23 protein-coding genes and 1 pseudogene are annotated in these 18,711 nt (G+C 70.1%); 19 read left to right on the top strand and 5 right to left on the bottom strand.

The genetic code is table 11. The annotated features are described in order from the left end of the window. Positions 1–4 precede the first annotated feature (4 nt). Complete coding sequence (locus ACSHT8_RS11030) at positions 5–448, bottom strand: cupin domain-containing protein (RefSeq protein WP_436500282.1); 444 nt, start codon at positions 446–448, stop codon at positions 5–7. An 86-nt stretch (positions 449–534) separates the two neighbouring features. On the opposite strand from ACSHT8_RS11030, the gene ACSHT8_RS11025 reads away from it, so the two are divergent. Then, a complete protein-coding gene (locus tag ACSHT8_RS11025) occupies positions 535–1,089 on the top strand; it encodes an HIT family protein (RefSeq protein ID WP_436500280.1) in 555 nt (184 codons plus the stop codon). Positions 1,090–1,213: 124 nt separating this feature from the next. On the opposite strand, the gene ACSHT8_RS11020 is transcribed toward ACSHT8_RS11025, so the two are convergent. Further along, the gene (locus ACSHT8_RS11020) at positions 1,214–1,777 is read right to left on the bottom strand and encodes a YceI family protein (protein WP_436500279.1); all 564 of its coding nucleotides are present in this window, start codon (positions 1,775–1,777) and stop codon (positions 1,214–1,216) included. Positions 1,778–1,876: 99 nt separating this feature from the next. Here ACSHT8_RS11020 and ACSHT8_RS11015 point away from each other — a divergent pair, with 99 nt between their 5' ends. The 6 genes and pseudogenes from ACSHT8_RS11015 (at position 1,877) to ACSHT8_RS10990 (ending at position 6,141) form a co-directional block, all read left to right on the top strand. Continuing rightward, positions 1,877–2,398 carry a MarR family winged helix-turn-helix transcriptional regulator gene (locus tag ACSHT8_RS11015; protein WP_436500278.1) on the top strand — a complete coding sequence of 174 codons (522 nt, stop codon included), beginning with the start codon at positions 1,877–1,879 and terminating at the stop codon, positions 2,396–2,398. A 119-nt stretch (positions 2,399–2,517) separates the two neighbouring features. Beyond that, positions 2,518–3,126: a phosphatidylinositol phosphate synthase gene (pgsA, locus tag ACSHT8_RS11010; protein ID WP_436500276.1), complete on the top strand. Its 609-nt coding sequence runs from the start codon at positions 2,518–2,520 to the stop codon at positions 3,124–3,126. Further along, a complete protein-coding gene (locus tag ACSHT8_RS11005) occupies positions 3,123–4,055 on the top strand; it encodes a phosphatidylinositol mannoside acyltransferase (RefSeq protein WP_436500274.1) in 933 nt (310 codons plus the stop codon). Before pgsA ends, ACSHT8_RS11005 begins: the two co-directional genes overlap by 4 nt. Beyond that, complete coding sequence (locus ACSHT8_RS11000; RefSeq protein WP_436500272.1) at positions 4,052–5,176, top strand: glycosyltransferase family 4 protein; 1,125 nt, start codon at positions 4,052–4,054, stop codon at positions 5,174–5,176. The genes ACSHT8_RS11005 and ACSHT8_RS11000 overlap by 4 nt, the downstream gene beginning before the upstream one ends. A 5-nt stretch (positions 5,177–5,181) precedes the next feature. After that, positions 5,182–5,655 (top strand): annotated as a pseudogene (locus tag ACSHT8_RS10995) (exopolyphosphatase); the annotation flags it as partial. Then, positions 5,653–6,141 (top strand): NUDIX hydrolase, encoded by a 489-nt coding sequence (locus ACSHT8_RS10990; RefSeq protein ID WP_436502039.1) that lies wholly within the window; start codon positions 5,653–5,655, stop codon positions 6,139–6,141. The pseudogene ACSHT8_RS10995 and the gene ACSHT8_RS10990, both read left to right, overlap by 3 nt. Here ACSHT8_RS10990 and ACSHT8_RS10985 read toward each other — a convergent pair. After that, the gene (locus ACSHT8_RS10985; protein ID WP_436500271.1) at positions 6,138–8,246 is read right to left on the bottom strand and encodes an elongation factor G-like protein EF-G2; all 2,109 of its coding nucleotides are present in this window, start codon (positions 8,244–8,246) and stop codon (positions 6,138–6,140) included. The genes ACSHT8_RS10990 and ACSHT8_RS10985 overlap by 4 nt on opposite strands. Positions 8,247–8,471: 225 nt before the next feature. Here ACSHT8_RS10985 and pdxS point away from each other — a divergent pair, with 225 nt between their 5' ends. Then, positions 8,472–9,383, top strand: a complete 912-nt coding sequence (gene pdxS / locus ACSHT8_RS10980; protein WP_436500269.1) for a pyridoxal 5'-phosphate synthase lyase subunit PdxS — start codon at positions 8,472–8,474, stop codon at positions 9,381–9,383. Position 9,384: 1 nt separating this feature from the next. Here the strand turns inward: pdxS and ACSHT8_RS10975 are convergent, their stop codons facing one another. Continuing rightward, a complete protein-coding gene (locus tag ACSHT8_RS10975; RefSeq protein WP_436500267.1) occupies positions 9,385–9,936 on the bottom strand; it encodes a helix-turn-helix domain-containing protein in 552 nt (183 codons plus the stop codon). A gap of 75 nt (positions 9,937–10,011) precedes the next feature. Here ACSHT8_RS10975 and ACSHT8_RS10970 point away from each other — a divergent pair, with 75 nt between their 5' ends. The 5 genes from ACSHT8_RS10970 to ACSHT8_RS10950 are packed head-to-tail and all read left to right on the top strand — an operon-like array spanning position 10,012 to position 12,930. Continuing rightward, entirely contained in the window at positions 10,012–10,695 is a 684-nt protein-coding gene (locus tag ACSHT8_RS10970) for an AzlC family ABC transporter permease (protein ID WP_436500265.1), read from the top strand. After that, entirely contained in the window at positions 10,692–11,000 is a 309-nt protein-coding gene (locus tag ACSHT8_RS10965) for an AzlD domain-containing protein (RefSeq protein ID WP_436500263.1), read from the top strand. Before ACSHT8_RS10970 ends, ACSHT8_RS10965 begins: the two co-directional genes overlap by 4 nt. Positions 11,001–11,031: 31 nt before the next feature. Then, a complete protein-coding gene (gene pdxT / locus ACSHT8_RS10960; RefSeq protein WP_436500261.1) occupies positions 11,032–11,652 on the top strand; it encodes a pyridoxal 5'-phosphate synthase glutaminase subunit PdxT in 621 nt (206 codons plus the stop codon). Positions 11,653–11,662: 10 nt separating this feature from the next. Then, positions 11,663–12,412, top strand: coding sequence for a YebC/PmpR family DNA-binding transcriptional regulator (locus ACSHT8_RS10955; RefSeq protein ID WP_436500259.1), 750 nt, complete (start codon positions 11,663–11,665; stop codon positions 12,410–12,412). A 5-nt stretch (positions 12,413–12,417) separates the two neighbouring features. Beyond that, the gene (locus ACSHT8_RS10950; RefSeq protein WP_436500258.1) at positions 12,418–12,930 is read left to right on the top strand and encodes a DUF4262 domain-containing protein; all 513 of its coding nucleotides are present in this window, start codon (positions 12,418–12,420) and stop codon (positions 12,928–12,930) included. Positions 12,931–12,965: 35 nt separating this feature from the next. Here the strand turns inward: ACSHT8_RS10950 and ACSHT8_RS10945 are convergent, their stop codons facing one another. After that, positions 12,966–13,229: a hypothetical protein gene (locus ACSHT8_RS10945; RefSeq protein ID WP_436500256.1), complete on the bottom strand. Its 264-nt coding sequence runs from the start codon at positions 13,227–13,229 to the stop codon at positions 12,966–12,968. A gap of 193 nt (positions 13,230–13,422) precedes the next feature. On the opposite strand from ACSHT8_RS10945, the gene ACSHT8_RS10940 reads away from it, so the two are divergent. The 6 genes from ACSHT8_RS10940 (at position 13,423) to yajC (ending at position 18,674) form a co-directional block, all read left to right on the top strand. Next, a complete protein-coding gene (locus ACSHT8_RS10940; protein ID WP_436500254.1) occupies positions 13,423–15,153 on the top strand; it encodes a metallophosphoesterase in 1,731 nt (576 codons plus the stop codon). A gap of 78 nt (positions 15,154–15,231) precedes the next feature. Beyond that, positions 15,232–15,771, top strand: a complete 540-nt coding sequence (locus ACSHT8_RS10935) for a suppressor of fused domain protein (protein ID WP_436500252.1) — start codon at positions 15,232–15,234, stop codon at positions 15,769–15,771. A 76-nt stretch (positions 15,772–15,847) separates the two neighbouring features. Beyond that, positions 15,848–16,426, top strand: coding sequence for a crossover junction endodeoxyribonuclease RuvC (ruvC, locus tag ACSHT8_RS10930; RefSeq protein WP_436500250.1), 579 nt, complete (start codon positions 15,848–15,850; stop codon positions 16,424–16,426). A gap of 146 nt (positions 16,427–16,572) precedes the next feature. Further along, complete coding sequence (gene ruvA, locus ACSHT8_RS10925) at positions 16,573–17,163, top strand: Holliday junction branch migration protein RuvA (RefSeq protein ID WP_436500248.1); 591 nt, start codon at positions 16,573–16,575, stop codon at positions 17,161–17,163. Continuing rightward, a complete protein-coding gene (gene ruvB, locus ACSHT8_RS10920; RefSeq protein ID WP_436500246.1) occupies positions 17,163–18,212 on the top strand; it encodes a Holliday junction branch migration DNA helicase RuvB in 1,050 nt (349 codons plus the stop codon). Before ruvA ends, ruvB begins: the two co-directional genes overlap by 1 nt. Before the next feature lie 114 nt (positions 18,213–18,326). Beyond that, positions 18,327–18,674: a preprotein translocase subunit YajC gene (gene yajC, locus ACSHT8_RS10915; protein ID WP_436500244.1), complete on the top strand. Its 348-nt coding sequence runs from the start codon at positions 18,327–18,329 to the stop codon at positions 18,672–18,674. Positions 18,675–18,711: the final 37 nt, after the last annotated feature.

Here is an 18,711-nt window from a genome sequence, read left to right as displayed (position 1 = left end):
CCCCTCAGACCGATTCGGTGGCGAACCTGGCCCGGAGCCGGGACAGGGTGTCGGCGTCGGGGCTCGTGCCCGCGCGCACGAGCTCGTCGATGAGGCGGAAGTAGTCCTCGTAGCCCGCCGGGGTGAACGTCACGATGCACGCCGCGGGCTGGTCGGTGGTGTTGCGGAAGCCGTGCGCGGCCCCGCGGGGCACCGAGACCACCCCGCCCGCCGGGACCAGCAGGTCCGAGTCGGCGGTGTCGAAGGTGATCGAGCCCTGCGTCACCACGAAGTCCTCTTCGTGGCCGTGGTGGATGTGCGGGGCCGCGCCCACGGCGCCGGGCGGGAGCAGCTGCTCCACGATGGCCAGGCGGCCGCCGGTCTCGGCGCCCGACAGGAGAACGCGGTACTCGCCCGCGACCGCGCGCAGGTGTTCGACTTGGGCCGGGGATTTGATCAGCAGGCTCACGCGGGCAGCCTATGAACCGCAGGTGGCGGGCAACATGGCCAATCCACGACAACTGGCCGCCCCGGCCAGGCCCTAGGATCGGGTGCATGGCCGCCGCACACGAACCGGAGCTCGTCGCCCAGGATGGGGTCGGGGTTCCGGATGCCTTGCAACGGCTCTGGACGCCGCACCGGATGGCCTACATCCGGGGGGAGAACAAGCCCGAGCACGACGAGCAGGACGGCTGCCCGTTCTGCGGGCTCGTCGCCCTCGACGACGCCGACGCGCTGATCATCGCGCGCGGCGAGCTGGTGTACGCGGTGCTCAACCTCTACCCGTACAACCCCGGCCACCTGATGCTGGTGCCGTACCGGCACGTGGCCGACTACACCGATCTGACGCCGGAGGAGACCGTCGAGCTGGCGGAGTTCACCCAGCGGGCGATGGTGGTCGAGCGCAAGGTGGCCGCTCCGCACGGCTTCAACATCGGGATGAACCAGGGTGTCGTCGCGGGCGCGGGCATCGCCGCGCACCTGCACCAGCATGTTGTCCCCCGGTGGGGTGGCGACGCCAACTTCATGCCGGTCGTCGGCCACACCAAGGTGCTGCCACAGTTGCTCGGCGAGACCCGCGCTCTACTAGCGAACGCTTGGCCCGCTTAGGCTGTTCCGCCTCCCCGAATTCTTGGGCCGGGTCACCTCGAGCGACATGCTCGGTTGGTCGGCAACCCGTGCCCGGCCGCCGTCACGGTGCCCCTTGGGTTCCTGCGGGTGCGGCGGCGGTTCACTACGCGTCCTTGCGCAGGACGGCTTCCAGCTCGATGTGAATGTTGATCTTGTCGGCCACCACGGCGATGCCGTTCTGGACGCCTTCGAAGTTCACGTTGAAGTCCTTGCGGTTGATCTCGGCGTCGCCGGAGAAGCCGACGCGCTGGCCGCCCCACGGGTCCGGGCTGAAGCCGTTGAGCTCGAAGGTCAGCGGGACGACCTTGGTGACGCCCTTGAGGGTCAGCTCGCCGTCGAGGACGTAGCGGTCGCCCTGCTGGCGCACGCCGGTGCCCTTGTAGGTCAGCGTCGGGTAGGTCTCGACCTCGAAGAAGTCGGCCGACTTGAGGTGGCCGTCGCGCTGCTCGTTGTGGGTGTTGATGGTGTTGAGGTCGATCTCGACCTCGACGGTGGAGGTAGCGAGGTCGTCGGTGATGACCAGGTTGCCCGACACGCCGTCGAAGCGGCCGCGGACCTTGGTGACGACCAGGTGGCGGACGGTGAAGCCGACGTCGGAGTGCGAGGCGTCGATGTCCCAGGTGCCGGTGACGAAGCCGGGGATCTCGGTCAGCGTGGGGGTGCTCATGGAGTCTCCTTGGTTAGTTGAACGCTTAGTGATTGAGCGCTCAACAGAGACCCTACAACACATCCGTTGAGAGCTCAACTATGGGTTAGAATGTGAGACATGGCAGACACCAGATGGCTCTCCGACGGCGAACAGGAGGTATGGCGCGCCTTCGTCACCATGCTCGGCGCGCTCAACGACCAGCTCGACCGGCAGCTTCAGCGCGACTCGAACATGCCCTACACCTACTACGAGATCCTGGTCGTGCTCTCCCACGCGCCGGACCGGCAGATGCGGATGAGTGAGCTCGCGGGCCTGCGCGGCTCGTCGCGCAGCAGGCTCTCGCACGCGGTCTCCCGGCTGGAGGAGGCGGGCTGGGTCGAGCGCCGCGAGTGCCCCACCGACAAGCGCGGCTCACTGGCCGTGCTCACCGACAAGGGATTCGAGGCGCTGGCCGAGGCCGCGCCCGGACACGTCACCGCGGTCCGGGAGAAGCTGTTCGACCGGCTCACCCCCGAACAGGTGAAGGTCCTCGGCGAGATCAGCGTCGCCGTGCTGGAGGGGCTCGACCCCGACAAGACACTGCCGGGCTGCCAGGAAGCTGTGCGGGCCGAACAGGCGGGCTCTGGCGCGGCGCACTGACCCCGGACACGACGCCCGTGGCGTCGGACTGGGCGAAACCTGCTGATCGGCCGGGGCGTCGGGGCGGTTAGGCTGCCCGGGCCAGAAGGTCCCACCGGATTGGTGCACTCGACGCCCCCATGCTGAACATCTTCGCTCGTGCCTCGGTCAACCGCGTCACCGATCCCATCGGTGTGTCGCTGGTGCGGATCGGCTTCACCCCGAACGTGGTGACGGTCGTCGGCACCGTCGGCGCGGTGGCGGCCGCGCTCTGGCTGTTCCCGACCGGGCACCTGCTCGCGGGCACCCTCGTGGTCACCGCCTTCGCCCTCTTCGACCTGATCGACGGCGCTATGGCGCGCGCGTTGGGCGGCGGGACCCGCTACGGCGCGGTGCTCGACGCGAGCTGCGACCGGATCGCCGACGGCGCCCTGTCCAGCGCGATCGTCTGGTACTGCTTCGCCGTCGGCGACCGGCCGCTGGCCGTGGCCGCGCTGATCTGCCTGGTCGCGGGCCAGGTGATCTCGTATGTGAAGGCGCGGGCCGAGGCGGCCGGGCTCAGCGCGGACGGCGGCGTCGTCGAACGCGCCGAACGGCTGATCATCACCCTGGTCGGGACCGGGCTCAGCGGCCTCGGCGTGCCCTACGCGCTGCACGTGGCGCTGTGGCTGCTGGCCGCGGGCTCGGTCGTGACCGTCACGCAGCGGCTGCTCGCGGTGCGGCGGGCGGCCATGGAGGAGAAGTCATGAGTTGGGGCGAACGCCTGGCCGACCTGGGCTACGCGGCCGGGTGGCGGCTGGTCAGGGTGCTGCCGGAGGGCGTGGCGAAGGCGGTGTTCAACGCGGGCGCCGACCTCGCCGCGCGCCGCAAGGGGCCGGGCACGCTGCGGCTGCGCGCGAACCTGGCCAGGGTCGTGCCGCAGGCCGGACCCGACGAGCTCGACGAACTCGTCCGCCAGGCGCTGCGGTCCTACGCGCGCTACTGGATGGAGGCGTTCCGGCTCCCATCGATGGACCATGAAGCTGTGCACCGCGCGATCGATGACGCGTCCACCGGCAAGGAGAACCTCGACGCCGCCCTGGCCGAGGGCAACGGCGTGATCCTCGCGCTGCCGCACTCGGGCAACTGGGACGCGGCGGGCGTGTGGATGGTGCACCTGCGCGGCAAGTTCGCCACGGTCGCCGAGCGGCTCAAGCCGGAGTCCCTCTACGAGCGGTTCGTCGCTTACCGCGAGTCCCTCGGCTTCGAGATCCTTCCCGCCACCGGCGGCGACCGGCCGCCGTCGGAGGTGCTGGCCGAGCGACTGCGCGCGAACGGCATCGTGTGCCTGCTGGCCGATCGCGACCTGACCCCGTCCGGTGTCCCGGTGACGTTCTTCGGCGCGCAGACGCGGATGCCCGCGGGCCCGGCCTACCTCGCGGCGAAGACCGGCGCGGCGCTGATGCCCGTCGGGCTGTGGTTCACCGAGGACGGCTGGGGCCTGCGCCTGCACCCGCCGATCAAGGTCACCGGCCCTGACGGCGTGCAGGCCGCCACCCAGGCGCTGGCCGACGTGCTCGCCGCCGACATCGCCGCGCACCCGGCCGACTGGCACATGCTGCAGAAACTGTGGATCGAGGACCTGTCCGCCGATCGCCGGAACGCGCTCGCGGCACAGGAGGAACGCCGGGCGCCGTGAGAATCGGGATCGTCTGCCCCTACTCCTTCGAGGTCCCCGGAGGGGTGCAGGCGCACGTCGTCGACCTGGCCAGGGCGCTGCGGGCGCAGGGCCACGACGTCGACGTGCTCGCCCCGGCCGACGAGGACACCCCGCTGCCGGAGTTCGTGCACCCGGCCGGGCGCGCGGTCGGCATCCCGTACAACGGCTCGGTCGCCCGGCTGTCGTTCGGGCCGCTGTCCTACGCCCGGGTCCGTCGCTGGATCCGCGACCACGACTTCGACGTGCTGCACCTGCACGAGCCGACGGCGCCGAGCCTGTCGATGCTGGCGCTGATGATCGCCGACGGGCCGATCGTGGCCACGTTCCACACCTCCACACCGCGGTCGCGGACGCTGAGCGCGTTCCAGGTGGTGCTGCAGCCGTTCCTGGAGAAGGTGACGGCCCGGATCGCGGTGTCGGCGCTGGCCCGACGGGTGCAGGTCGAGCATCTGGGCGGGGACGCGGTGGAGATCCCCAACGGGGTCGACGTCGGGTTCTTCCGCGACGCGCTGCCGTTGGACGGGTATCCGCGGGCGGGCGGGACCATCGGGTTCGTCGGGCGGTACACCGAACCGCGCAAGGGCATGCCGGTACTGCTGGAAGCGCTGCGGCGGTTGGAGCTGCCGGACGTGCGGCTGCTGGTGGTGGGGCGCGGTGATGAGGACGAGCTGCGGCGGATGGCTGGGCCGGAGCTGGCGGACAGGCTCGATCTGCTCGGGCAGGTCGACGACAAGACCAAGGCCCAGGTGCTGCGCAGCGTGGATGTGTACTGCGCGCCGAACACCGGGGGTGAGAGTTTCGGGATCATCCTGACCGAGGCGATGTCGGCCGGGGCGGCGGTCGTGGCGAGTGATCTCGACGCGTTCCGGCGCGTGTTGGACGACGGGCGGGCTGGGGTGCTCACGGCGGTCAACGACGCTGAGGCGCTGGCTGCGGGGTTGCGGTCGGTGCTGACTTCGCCGGAGCGGCGTTCGGCGTTGGTGGCTGAGGGGGAGCGGCGGGTGGCCGCGTTCGACTGGTCAGTCGTGGCGAACCAGGTGTTGCGGGTTTATGAGCAGGCGGTGGCGGCTGATCCGCGTGGGGTGGGGGAGGTGCCGTGACCGGGTTGGAGATCACGCTCCTTGTCGTTGTTCTCGCGCTGGTGCTGGTGATCGGGGTTTGGCTGGTCGGCACGGCGAATCGGCTCGATCGGCTGCATATTCGTACTGATGCGGCTTGGGCTGCGCTGGATGCGGCTTTGGCTCGGCGGGCTGTTGTCGCTCGGGCTGTCGCCGGCGTGATCGTGGACGATCCTTTGCGTGCTGTCGCTGAGCGGGCCGAGTTGGCTGCTCGGCCTGATCGCGAGGCCGCTGAGAATGAGCTGACTCGGTTGCTGGCCGCTGTCGACCGTCAGTCCTTGACGTTGACCTTGGCCGCCGAGTTGATCGACGCTGAGCATCGGGTGGTTATCGCGCGTCGGGTTCATGGGGACGCTGTGCGGGACACGCTGGCTCAGCGGCGGCGGCGGTTTGTTCGGTGGTTCAAGCTTGCGGGGACGGCGCCGGAGCCCGCGTATCTGGAGATCGCTGAGCCTGAGTTGGGGGAGGAGGTTCCGCGGCCTCGTCCGGCTGCGCGGGTGATTCTGCTGGATGCGGAGGATCGGGTGCTGTTGTTCCACGGGCACGATCCTGTGCGGGCGGAGGAGACCTACTGGTTCACCGCGGGTGGGGGTGTGGAGCCGGGGGAGGATCTTCGTTCCGCTGCTGCTCGTGAGTTGGCGGAGGAGACCGGGGTCTCGTTGGCGCCGGAGGAACTGGCTGGGCCGTTGTGGCGGCGGCGGGTGGCGTTCAGTTTTGAGGGCCGCAATTACGACGGTGAGGAATGGTTTTTCCTCGGGCACTTTCCGGATGGCGCCGAGATCGACACAACCGGGTTCACCGACCTGGAGTCGGTGACTATCGCCGAGCATCGGTGGTGGAGCGTGGAAGAACTCCGGGACACGGCCGAGACCGTGTACCCGGTGCAACTCGCGGACCTGATGACAACGGTCCGCGAGTGGGACGGAACAGTGAAGGCGGTCCGCTAGGCGAACTGCGCGGCCAGGGAATCCGGCAGGGGATCGAACCGGGAGAACCCTCGGGTGAACGTCGCCGATCCCGATGTCATCGAGCGCAATTCGATCAAGTAGCGCGGCAACGCCGTGGCAGGCACTTCGGCGAAGATCACGGTGTAGCCGTCGGTGTCGGCTTCGGTGCCCAGGACTCGGCCGCGTCGGGAGGACAGGTCGCCCAGGACGGTTCCCAGGTGTTCGTCCGGGAGTCGGATCTTCACCGCGTCGATGGGCTCCAGTAGGGAGATCCGGCCGTTTCCGGCGGCGTCCTTCAACGCCAGGGAGCCTGCGGTTTGGAAGGCGGCGTCCGAGGAGTCGACGCTGTGGGCCTTGCCGTCGACCAGGGTCACTCGGATGTCGACTACTGGGTGCCCGGCGTGCAATCCGCGCTCCAACTGTGCCCGGACGCCCTTCTCCACCGACGAGATGAACTGGTGGGGTACGGCGCCGCCGACGACCTTGTCCACGAACTCGAAGCCGGAGCCGGTGGGCAGGGGCTCGACCTCGATGTCGCAGACCGCGTACTGGCCATGGCCGCCCGACTGCTTCACATGCCTGCCGTGGCCGCGGGCGGGGGCGGCGAACGTCTCGCGCAGGGACACCTTCACCGGTTCGGTCTCCACGTCCGCGCCGCCCGCGCGTAGGCGGGCCAGGACCACGTCCGCGTGGGCCTCGCCCATGCACCACAGGACCAGTTGGTGTGTCTCGGCGTTGCGGTCCATGCGCAGCGTCGGGTCGCCCGCGACGAGCCTGGACAGGTTGCGGGCCAACGTGTCCTCGTCGCTGCGGGTCTTGGCGATCACGGCTACCGGGAGGAGAGGCTCGGGCATCTTCCACGGTGCCATCAGGATCGGGTCCTCCGGCGCCGACACCGTGTCGCCGGTTTCCGCTGAGCTGACCTTCGTCAGGGCGCACATGTCACCCGCGACGCAGTAGGGGACCTCGCGCAGGCTTGATCCCAGCGGGGAGTAGATGTGGGCGACGCGTTCGTCGATGTCGTGGTCCTCGTGGCCGCGGTCGGCCAGGCCGTGGCCGGAGACGTGCACCGACCGCTCGGGGCGCAGGGTGCCGGAGAAGACGCGGACCAGGGAGACCCGGCCGACGTAGGAGTCGACGGCGGTGCGCACGACCTCGGCGGCCAGGGGGCCGTTCGGGTCGGCGGTGATCGCGGAGTGCGGCTTGCCGTTCGGGTCGGTGACCATCGGCAGCGGGTGTTCCAGCGGGGACGGGAACGCCCTGGTCAGGGCCTCCAGCAACGCCGACATGCCGACGCCGGTCTGGGCGCACACGGGGATCACCGGGTGGAACGCGCCGCGGGCAACGGCGGTCTCCAGGTCGGCGATGATCGTGTCGGTGTCGATGTCCTCGCCCGCGAGGTAGCGGTCCATCAGGGACTCGTCCTCGCTCTCGGCGATGATCCCCTCCAGCAGCTCGTTGCGGGCGTCGGCGATCTGGTCGAGTTCGTCCTGGCTGAGGTCGCGCACCTCGGCCGGGTGGCCGCCCCCGAAGTGGCGTTGGGTGATCAGGCCGAGCAGACCTTCCTTCGTCGGCAGGTACAGCGGCAGCACGCCCGCGCCGAACGCGGCCTGGCACTGGGCCAGTTCGCCCGCGAAGTCGGCGCGCGGGTGGTCGAGCCGGGCGATGACGAGCGCGCGCGGCATGCCGACCGCGGCGCACTCGTTCCAGAGGGTGGTGGTGGCCGAGTCCACACCTTCCGCGGCGCACACCACGAACAGGGCGGCGTCGGCGGCGCGCAGGCCCGCGCGCAGTTCGCCGACGAAATCGGCGTAGCCGGGGGTATCGATCAGGTTGACCTTGATCCCGTCGTGCATGAACGGCGCGACGGCCAGGCCGACGGACCGCTGCTGGCGCACCGCGGCCGGGTCGTGGTCGCACACCGTCGTCCCCTCGGTGACCGACCCCGCGCGCGGCAGCACGCCCGCCGCCGTCAGGAGGGCCTCGACCAGGGTCGTCTTGCCCGAGCCGGAGGGGCCGACCATGACGATGTTGCGCACCTTGCTGGGATGTTCCGCCGCGACACCGGACTCGGTCAGGCCGTTGTCGGAGTGCTTGCTGCCCATGTCGCCCACCTCCACTCGCTAGGAGAGCCGCCGGGGCTCCCATCGGCAGTTTGTGTCCGATCTCACACCCGTTCTTGTGTGGGGACAACCCCGACCAGCCATGCGGGGCAAAGTGGCATTCGAGAGTCGTCTCGGATTGGCATGCTTGAGCGGGCCACCTGCGACGTACGCTGTGGTCAGCGGCCAGTGGCCGCGCTCCCGTACCCCAGCTCGAAAGGTCGCATCGTGTCCGACGCACAGACCACCGCTCCCGCCCCCGAGACCGGCACCGTCCGGGTCAAGCGCGGCATGGCGGAGATGCTCAAGGGCGGCGTGATCATGGACGTGGTCGACGCCGAGCAGGCCAAGATCGCCGAGGACGCGGGCGCCGTCGCCGTCATGGCGCTCGAGCGCGTCCCCGCCGACATCCGCGCCCAGGGCGGCGTGGCCCGGATGAGCGACCCCGACCTGATCGACGGCATCATCGAGGCCGTCTCGATCCCGGTCATGGCCAAGGCCCGCATCGGCCATTTCGTCGAGGCGCAGGTCCTGCAGTCCCTCGGCGTCGACTACATCGACGAGTCCGAGGTCCTCACCCCGGCCGACTACGCCAACCACATCGACAAGTGGCAGTTCACCGTGCCCTTCGTCTGTGGCGCCACCAACCTGGGCGAGGCTCTGCGCCGCATCACCGAGGGCGCGGCGATGATCCGCTCCAAGGGTGAGGCGGGCACCGGCGACGTCTCCAACGCCACCACCCACATGCGCAAGATCCGCGGCGAGATCCGCCGCCTGCAGAACCTGCCCGAGGACGAGCTGTACGTCGCGGCCAAGGAACTGCAGGCGCCGTACGAGCTGGTGCGCGAGGTCGCGCTCGCGGGCAAGCTGCCGGTCGTGCTGTTCACCGCGGGCGGCATCGCCACCCCGGCCGACGCGGCGATGATGATGCAGCTGGGCGCCGAGGGCGTGTTCGTCGGCTCCGGCATCTTCAAGTCCGGCAACCCGGCCCAGCGCGCCGAGGCCATCGTCAAGGCCACCACGTTCCACGACGACCCGGACGTCATCGCCAAGGTCTCGCGCGGCCTGGGTGAGGCCATGGTCGGCATCAACGTCGAGGACGTCCCCGAGCCGCACCGCCTGGCCGAGCGCGGCTGGTAAGTCACACGTGCTCGGACACCATGCAAGCGGTGGTTCCGGGCTCGAGTGCCTCGAAGACGTGGGGGAGGTCGCCCGGGTAGGCGATGTAGTCGCCCGGGTTGACCTCCACCGGCTCCTCGGTCGGGCCGATCAGCGCCCGGCCGGTGGACAGCACGACGTGTTCGACCACCCCCGGCATGTGGGGTTCGGACTCGCGGCGGCTGCCCGGTTCGGCGGTGATCAGGTAGATGTCGCGGCGGGCGTGCGGCGGGCACGAGGCGAGCAAGGTGGCCACGTAGTCGGCGCGCTCGGAGTAGATGGCCGGGCCCTCGCCCGCGCGGATGATCTGGACCTGCGGCCGCGGCGGCTCGACAAGGCGGCTGAACGGTACGTTCAGCGCGACGCCGAGTGCCCACAGCGTCTCCACGCTCGGGTTGCCCGACGCCGACTCCAGCTGCGACAGCGTCGACTTGGCGATGCCTGCCTTCTTGGCCAGCTCCGACAGCGACAGGCCGATCCGCTCGCGCTCCCGGCGCAGCGAATGGGCGATGACCTCCAGCGGCGCCCCGCTCATGACGCTCCCGTTCGGTGTGGCGTACGAGACGTTCGCCTTGACGAACGCCCGGTGGACTGTTCAGGATATGAAACCATGCGTTCGATCTGGCGAACACTCGATGCCGAGCTGTGGCGAGGCGTGCTGGCCATCGCCGTCGCGGCGGTGGTCAACGGCCTGTCGTTCGGCGCGATCTCGGTCGCGGCGGGCACCCCGGTGTGGGTGCCAGTGGTTATGTCCCTGCTGGTCTTCGCGGGCGGCTCGCAGTACCTGGCGGTCGGGGTGGTCGCCGCGGGCGGCAACCCGGTGGCCGCGGTGCTCGGCGGGCTGATCCTCAACGCCCGGCACCTGCCGTTCGGGCTCGCGGTCGGGCAGTTGATCGGCACGTCGTGGCCCGCGCGGCTGCTCGGCAGCCATCTGATGGTCGACGAGTCCGTCGCCTTCGCCATGGCCGAGCCGGACCCGCGGCGCGCGCGGGCCTCGTTCTGGGCGTGCGGGGCGGCACTGTTCGTGGCGTGGAACCTGGGCGTGCTCGGTGGCGCGCTGACCGGTCAGCTGGTGAGCGACCCGGCGGTGCTGGGGCTGGACGCGGTGTTCCCGGCGATCATGCTCGCGCTGGTGCTGCCGTCGCTGGCCGACCCGGCCAAGCTGCGGCCCGCGCTCGTGGGCGCGGCGGTCGCGCTGGCGACCACGCCGTTCCTGCCCGCGGGGGTGCCGGTGCTGCTGTCGCTGGTGGGGCTGTTCGCGGTGCCGCGTCGAGTGAAGGAGGCAGCGGCGTGACTCTCGTGCCCATCCTCGTTCTCGCTCTCGGCACCTTCGCCTTCCGGTTCGGCGGGGTGCTGCTGCGCGAGCGCGTCAAGTTCCCCGACCACATCCGGGAACTGCTGTCCACCGCCGCGATCGTGCTGCTCGTCGCTCTCGTGGCCACGTCGTCGCTGGTCAAGGGGCATGCGTTCGCCGGGTGGGCGTTGCCCGCGGGCGTGCTCGTCGGCGGGGTCCTCGCGTGGCGCAAGGCGCCGTTCGTCGTCGTCGTGGCCGCCGCGGCGGCGACCGCGGCACTGCTCCGGCTCGCCGGGGTGGCCTGAGTAGGCTGGTTGAACCAATGGAGGGAACGAAGTGTCCGCAGATCGTCCGCTGATCGGTGTCCTCGCGCTGCAGGGTGACGTCCGGGAGCACACCGCCGCGCTCGAGGCCGGTGGCGCCCGCGTCATCCCGGTCCGCAGGCTGAGCGAGTTGTCCGATGTGGACGGACTGGTGCTGCCGGGCGGGGAGTCGACCACGATCTCCCGGCTGCTGGAGACCTTCGAGCTGCTCGAGCCGCTCCGGGCGCGTATCGCGGGCGGTATGCCGACCTACGGCTCGTGCGCCGGGATGATCCTGCTCGCCGAGAAGGTCCTCGACGGCAGGCCCGACCAGCACCAGCTCGGCGGCCTCGACATGATCGTCCGGCGCAACGCCTTCGGCAGGCAGGTCGACTCGTTCGAGGAGGACCTCGACGTCGAGGGGATCGACGGCGGGCCGATACACGCCGTGTTCATCCGGGCGCCTTGGGTAGAGTCGGCGTCACCGGCTGTTCAGGTTCTGGCCAGGGTGCCCGAGACGCCGGTCGCGGGTGCCGCCGCCGGTAGGATCGTCGCCGTTCGGCAGGGCAACGTGCTGGCCACGGCGTTCCACCCGGAACTGACCGGTGACCACCGGGTGCACCGCCTGTTCGTGGACATGGTCGAAGAGTCATGACGGAGGAGAGATGAGCGGCCACTCAAAGTGGGCGACAACCAAGCACAAGAAGGCCGCCCTCGACGCCAAGCGTGGCAAACTCTTCGCGAAGCTGATCAAGAACATCGAGGTCGCGGCCCGCACCGGCGGCGGTGACCCCAGCGGCAACCCGACGCTGTTCGACGCCATCCAGAAGGCGCGGAAGAACTCGGTCCCGGCCGACAACGTCGAGCGCGCCCGCAAGCGCGGCGCGGGCGAGGAAGCGGGCGGCGCCGACTGGCAGACGATCATGTACGAGGGCTACGGCCCCAACGGCGTCGCCGTGCTGATCGAGTGCCTCACCGACAACCGCAACCGCGCCGCGGGCGAGGTCCGCACGGCGATGACCCGCAACGGCGGCAACATGGCCGACCCGGGCTCGGTCGCGTACATGTTCAACCGCAAGGGCGTCATCCTCCTGCCCAAGAACGGCCTGTCGGAGGACGACGTCCTCATGGCGGTCCTGGAGGCCGGTGCCGAAGAGGTCAACGACCTCGGCGACAGCTACGAGATCGTGTCGGAGCCGACCGACCTGGTCGCGGTCCGGTCGGCGCTGCAGGAGGCGGGCTACGACTACGACTCGGCCGACTCGAGCTTCGTCCCGTCGGTGACGGTGCAGCTGGAGGCCGAGGGCGCCCGCAAGATCTTCAAGCTGATCGACGCGCTCGAAGACTCGGACGACGTGCAGAACGTGTACGCCAACTTCGACATCTCCGACGAGGTCATGGCCGAGGTCGGCTGAGTCCCGTGGCCCTGGACGGCATCACCGCCGAAGACGAGAACCTGCGCCAGTGGCTGCTGCGCACCGCCGACGAGGACGGCCACGCGGTGGTCGAGATCGCAGGCGACGAGTACGGCGCGCCGTACGCGTTCTCGGTGGGCGCGTGGCGGCGGTTCGGGGCTCCGGAGGCGGTGGTGATCGGCCTGCCGGTCGAGATGGCTCGGCCGCTGATCGATCTGTATGTGCGGAGGGCGAGCTCGGGGGAGAGGTTCTTCCCCGGCTTGCCCTACCTCGACTTCTTCGACGGCGTACCTGTCGTGGTCGAGCGTGTGCACAAGGGGCATTACCCGGAATTCCTGGGCAGCGCGTTCTTGCTCTACCCGTCCGGCGAGTTCCCGGCGTTGCAGCTGATCGTCGCCACGCCCGAGGGCAAGTGGCCCTGGAGCCCGGACGCACCGCAGGGTTTCGAGGTGTGGCAGCCGGTGCTGACGAACAGCGGCCTCCCCGAGAGCTGGCGCCCGGGCATCGACGGCCCCTAGCGCCGGTCTCGATCCGTACCTACCTACCTACCTACCTACCTACCGACCGAGACCGAAGTCGTCTTCGTCGTGACAGTGTCGATGACGACATCGACGCTCACCGCCCGCACCACGCCGAGCCCCAACCCGCGAATGTCGCCGCCCACGGGCAACTCGGTGAGCGCCCTCGGCAGCCATGCCCGGCCGTCGACCGTGACTGGCATACCGGGGCCGTCGTCGGTGACGGTGAAGCCGTGGTCGTCGGTGATCTCGACGCACACCTCGGTCGCGCCGTGTCCGGCGCATCGTCGACGACCCAACCGAGCACTCGACCCGGCAGGGTGCCGTCGGTACGTTCCGCGCCGAAGTACATCAGGGGTCGAGCGCGCACGGCCTCGGTGAGGGTGACGAGCCGGATGTCGCTTCGATCGGAGGTCATGGGGTGATCCTGCCCGAACGGCCGAGACTCACACATTGATCACCTGGCTACCCTCTCTTCAGGAGGGATGCCCCGTGACGACCCCAAACCCCCGCCCCAGGCCCCACGCCATCACCGAGGCGGAACTAGGCTTCGCGCCCAAACCGGCGGTCAGGTGGTTGGCCCCCAAGGTTCTCATCAGCACCGGCATCCAGTCCGTCATTGCGACGATCTTCGGGTCCTACGCCGACAAGCGCGAGCTCCAGGGCAGCCTGCCCGCCAAGATCCATCGCTACGACGACGATGACGAGCTCTGGATCGACTTCGTCGCCGACGTCGGTGACGGCTTCGACCCCACCTACTCCATCGCCACCCTCCTGGCCGCGGGCGAACTCGCCGTTGAAGATCAGAAGCTTCCGCGCGGGCGGCTGCTGATCATGGGTGGCGACCAGGTCTACCCCTCCGCCTCCACCCAGAACTACGAAGACCGCAGCAAAGGCGTCTACCGGGCCGCCTTCCCCGCCCCGGACGGCGACCCGCCCACCCTCTTCGCCCTCCCCGGCAACCACGACTGGTACGACGGCCTCACCTCCTTCCTCCGCGTCTTCGCCCAGAAGCGCAGCTTCGGCGGCTGGGAGACCGCCCAGACGCGCTCGTACTTCGCCATCGAGCTGCCGCACCGCTGGTGGCTCTTCGCCATCGACACCCAGTTCGACGACTACGTCGACTCCCCGCAGCTCGAGTACTTCCGCAAGGCGTCCGCCGAACTGCGACCCGGCGACGGTGTCATCCTGTGCACCTCCGCGCCCGTCTGGGTCGACGCCGGGTCCGGCGGACACACCAAGAGCTACGACACCGTCGAGTTCTTCGACCGCGAGATCGTTCGCTCCCAGGGCGCCGAGATCCGGGTCATGCTCTCCGGCGACAAGCACCACTACGCCCGCTACGCCGAGCGGGACGGCACCCGCCAGCGCATCACCTGTGGGCTCGGCGGTGCCTACCTCGCCGCCACCCACGAGCTTCCCGAGAAGCTCATCCTGCCGCCGCCGACCTCGCGGGTGCGTGAGCCGTCGGTGCCCGCCCACTACGACATCGCCGAGCGCTACCCGAGCGAGGCGACGTCGGAGCGGTTCGCCGCGGGGATCTTCCAGCTGCCGTGGCGCAACCCAGGGTTCTGGGGTCTCACCGGAACCTTCCAGACCCTGATGAGCCTGGCCGTCCTCTATGGACTGGTCCAGGTCCTCGGCAGCCACGGCCCGTCCGGCTTCTTCGGGCTCGTCGCGAGCTGGACGCCCGCGATCCTGGTCGGGTTCGGGCTGATCCTCGGCGCGCTCGCGTTCGCCCGGCTCGAAGATCCGCGCAAGGGTCCCGCCGCGACAGTCGCGGGGCTACTGCACGCCATCGCGCACATAGCGCTCAGCACGGCGTGGGCGTTCACCGTCATCTGGCTCTACACGAAAGTGTTGCCGGACGGTCTGATCGGCGACTGGGCGACGCTGGTGATCGTCATGGTGGGCACGCCGCTGCTGATCGGGTTCATCGACGCCGAACTCGTGGCCGTGTACCTGATGATCGCGAGCCGGTTCGGGATCAACCTCAACGAGGTCATGGCCGGGCAGAGCATCGAGGACTTCAAGGGCTTCCTGCGGCTGCGCATCGACGACCAGGGCGGGCTGACGATCTTCCCGATCAAGCTCGACACCACGTGCCGCGCCTGGACCCCCGCCCCGGACGCTCCCGCGCACACCCCGTGGCTGGTCCCGACCTGCGACCCGCTGCGGCCGGAACTCATCGAGGACCCGATCGAGGTACCCCGCACGCCGTGACGCACCGCGTCAAGACGGTAACTGGTTGACACATCCCGTGAACTTCGTTACTTGTTGACTCGAAGCACCGCCTTGTAGTTGGTCGAGCAACGACCTCTCTGGGGGAGTCCAAGGAACGGAGCTCGCTGTGGGGAAGATCGCCGCGTCCGCTGTCTCGTTCGCCGCCTGCCTCGGCCTGGTCGCCACCGGGCTGACCGCGCCCGCCGCGACAGCCGATCCGCCGTCGGGGCCTACAACTACGACGCCAACGGCGCGCTGAAGGAGAAGCCCGGGCTGCTCGGCCTGGTCAACGAGAACTTCGAGTGGGACGCCCAGCACCAGCTGAAGTCCGCCACCAAGGCCCTGAAGCTCCGGCTGGAGATCGGGTCGACGGTCAACATCGGCAGGCCATGGCTCGACGGCGGCACGGCAGACCACCTGCTCGTGTCGCTGCCCTATCCCTACGGGCCCACGCTCGAACACCTCGACGCGGACGGCACCCACGTCCAGTTCCTCTGGCTGGTCACGATCACCGGCGCCGAGGCGAAACTCGTGCGGACCGACGGCCTGGAGGCGCTGGAGCGGCTGCTCGACACCGGCGTCGACGTGATCGACCCGCGCAGGCCCTCCCTGGTGTGAGGACCGGCGTGTCCCCGGCCTGGACCACGCTCACCTCGCTATTCTCTCGAACGAGTGTTCCAGGTGAAGGAGAGTCGTGCGCGTGCTGGGAGTCGACCCAGGGCTGACCCGCTGCGGCATCGCGGTGGTCGACGGTGGGGTCGGGCGCCAGGTGCGCGCGGTGGCGGTCGACGTCATCCGCACGCCGGTCGACGACGATCTCGCGGTGCGGCTGCTCAAGGTCGCCGACGCCGTCGAGCAGTGGTTCGACGAGCACCGGCCCGAGGTGGTCGCCATCGAGCGGGTGTTCAGCCAGGTCAACGTGCGCACCGCGATGGGCACCGCGCAGGCCGCCGGGGTCGTCGCGCTGGTCGCGGCCAGGCGCGGGCTGCCGGTCATGTTCCACACGCCCAGCGAGGTCAAAGCCGCGGTCACCGGCTCGGGCCGGGCCGACAAGGCCCAGGTCACCGCCATGGTCACCCGCCTGCTCGGCCTCACCGTGGCCCCCAAGCCCGCCGACGCCGCCGACGCGCTGGCCCTGGCCATCTGCCACCTGTGGCGCGCCCCGATGCGCAACCGCCTCGCCGAGGCCGAGGCGAAGGCGGCCGAGATCGCCCGCACCCACCGTGCGAGGCTGGCGGCCGCGGCGAAGGCCAACAAGGCGGCGGCGAAGTGATGGCGGCCGTGGCGAAGGCCCAAGGACTGGCAGGGACGGCGGCGAAGTGATGGCGGCCGTGGCGAAGGCCCAAGGACAGGCAGGAGCGGCGGCGAAGTGACGGCGACCGCGGCGAAGGCCCAAGGACAGGCAGGGACGGTGGCGAAGTGATTTCCTCGGTGCGCGGCACGGTGGCGGCGATCGGGCTCGACCACGCGGTGGTGGAGGTCGGCGGCGTCGGGTTCGCCGTCCAGGCCACCCCGCACACGCTGGCCACGCTGCGCCGCGGCGACGAGGCCGCGCTGGCCACGGCGCTCGTCGTGCGCGAGGACTCGCTGACCCTGTTCGGCTTCGCCGACACCGCCGCGCGCGACCTGTTCCGGCTGCTGCAGACCGTGTCCGGCATCGGGCCGCGGCTCGCGCTGGCCACGCTGGCCGTCCTGGAACCCGACCAGCTGCGCGCCGCGCTCGCCGACGGCAACATCACCGTCCTCACCCAGGTCCCCGGCATCGGCCGCAAGGGCGCCGAGCGGCTGATCATCGAGCTGCGCGACAAGGTCGGCGCCGTCGCGGGCAGCGCCGAGCCCGCCGCGCCGGTCGGCAACGTGCGCGGCTCGGTCGTCGAGGCGCTGGTCGGGCTCGGGTTCGCGGCCAAGCAGGCCGAGCAGGCCGTCGACGGCGTGCTGGCGAAGAACGGCCTGAGCGACACCTCCGCGGTGCTGCGTGAGGCGCTGACCACCCTCGGGCGCAAGCGCTGATGGAGCACGAGGAGTGGGAGTCGCAGCTCTCCCCGGTCGCCGAGGTCGGGGAGCGCGACGAAGAGGCCACGCTGCGGCCGCGCAAGCTCGACGAGTTCGTCGGCCAGCCGCGCGTGCGCGAACAGCTCGACCTGGTGCTACAGGGCGCGACCAAGCGCGGCAGCCCGCCCGACCATGTGCTGCTCTCCGGCCCGCCCGGCCTCGGCAAGACCAGCCTCGCCATGATCATCGCCGCCGAGCTGGGCAAGCCGATCCGCATCACCTCCGGCCCGGCGCTGGAACGCGCGGGCGACCTCGCGGCGATGCTGTCGAACCTCGTCGAGGGCGAGGTCATGTTCATCGACGAGATCCACCGCATCGCCCGGCCCGCCGAGGAGATGCTGTACCTGGCGATGGAGGACTTCCGGGTCGACGTCGTGGTCGGCAAGGGCCCCGGCGCCACCAGCATCCCGCTGGAGATCGCGCCGTTCACCCTGGTCGGGGCCACCACCCGCTCCGGGGTGCTCACCGGCCCGCTGCGCGACCGCTTCGGCTTCACCGCGCACATGGAGTTCTACGAGCCGCACGAGCTGCAGCGGATCCTCACGCGCAGCGCCACCATCCTGGGCGTCGACCTGAACGACGACGGCGCCGAGGAGATCGCGGGCCGTTCCCGGGGCACCCCCCGCATCGCCAACCGGCTGCTGCGCCGGGTCCGCGACTACGCCGAGGTCCGCGCCGACGGCGCCGTGACCAGGGACGTCGCCAAAGCCGCCCTGCAGGTCTACGACGTCGACGAACTCGGCCTCGACCGGCTCGACCGCGCCGTGCTCAGCGCACTGGTCCGCTCCTTCGGCGGCGGCCCGGTCGGTGTGTCCACCCTCGCGGTCGCCGTCGGCGAGGAGGCGACCACCGTGGAAGAGGTGTGCGAGCCCTATCTCGTGCGCGCCGGGATGCTCGCCCGCACCCCGCGCGGCCGGGTCGCGACCGCCGCGGCGTGGACCCACCTCGGCCTGCCCGCCCCGATCGAAGCCTTTGGCCAGGCTGGGCCTACCCTGTTCGATGAGTGACCGGCCACGTGTGGGTCGTGTTCGCGCAACTCACACCTGGCACACTCGGGGGATACAACCCGAACAATCGGACTTTTCCCGCACCCGCCGGGAAGGTTCGTCGAACGGAGAGAAATGAATCAGGCTCTGCTCCCTCTGCTCCTCGTCGCCGTGCTCGCGATCCCGCTCGTGCTGGGTTCCCGCAGGCAGAAGAAGATGATGGCGCAGCAGCAGGAGCTGCAGGACTCGCTCGCCGTCGGCGACCGGGTCATGACGACCTCCGGCATGTACGGCACGGTCTCCGACACCTCCGACTCGGCCACCATCGGCCTCGAGATCGCCCCGGGCGTCGAGACCGAGTGGCTGCGCCAGGCGATCCGAGAGAAGGTCGGCCCGGACGAGCACGATGAAGAGGACGAGGCCACCGACGCCGACAGCGACTCGACCGCCCAGGTCGCGCCCCCGCTGGACCACGGCAAGTAGGTCGTAAACAGTTATCGGCGCAGTGACCCGGGCAACA

The sequence above is a fragment of the Actinokineospora sp. HUAS TT18 genome, from assembly GCF_051364635.1.
Taxonomy (GTDB): Bacteria; Actinomycetota; Actinomycetes; order Mycobacteriales; family Pseudonocardiaceae; genus Actinokineospora.
Note: the sequence above shows the minus strand (reverse complement) of the source record. Positions and strands in the feature narration are given on the sequence as shown.